Here is a 599-nt window from a genome sequence, read left to right as displayed (position 1 = left end):
TCTATGCTGGTGCAGTGGGTTATCTCTCCTGGTCGGGCAACATGGACACTGCAATTGCCATTCGTACTGCGCTAGTCAAGGATGAGCGCGTATATGTTCAGGCCGGCGGTGGGGTGGTAATCGACTCCCTCGCCGAACTCGAATGGAAGGAGACCCTGAACAAAGGTAGGGCGCTGATGCGGGCCGTTGAAATGGCCGAGGAAGGTCTATGATCCTGATGATAGACAATTACGACTCGTTCACCTGGAACTTGGTGCAGTATCTAGGTGAGTTAGGGGCACGGGTCGAGGTGGTGCGTAACGATGAAGTCAATGTTAGCGAGGTTCGTCGTCTGCGCCCGGAGCGCATAGTAATATCACCCGGGCCTTGCACCCCTAACGAGGCCGGCGTCTCGCTGGAGCTGGTTCACGAGATGGCCGCCGAGGTGCCGATCTTGGGGGTTTGTCTCGGCCATCAAACCATTGGCCAGGTCTTCGGCGGTAAGGTAGTGCGAGCCCGCCAGGTAATGCACGGCAAGACCTCACCGGTGCGTCACCGCGGTCAAGGAGTCTTTCGCGGGCTGCCTGAGCCATTGGAAGCGACACGCTACCACTCCTTGG

The 599-nt window shown here is 58.3% G+C and carries 2 protein-coding genes; both read left to right on the top strand.

Features of this window, described 5'->3' with window-relative positions:
- Nucleotides 1-212 (top strand): chorismate-binding protein (locus tag CKO12_RS14495; protein ID WP_200155416.1); only part of this gene is annotated, 212 nt, incomplete at its 5' end.
- Nucleotides 209-599 (top strand): aminodeoxychorismate/anthranilate synthase component II (locus CKO12_RS14490; RefSeq protein ID WP_200155415.1); only part of this gene is annotated, 391 nt, incomplete at its 3' end. The genes CKO12_RS14495 and CKO12_RS14490, both read left to right, overlap by 4 nt.

Source organism: Chromatium okenii, assembly GCF_016583745.1.
Taxonomy (GTDB): Bacteria; Pseudomonadota; Gammaproteobacteria; order Chromatiales; family Chromatiaceae; genus Chromatium; species Chromatium okenii.
Note: the sequence above shows the minus strand (reverse complement) of the source record. Positions and strands in the feature narration are given on the sequence as shown.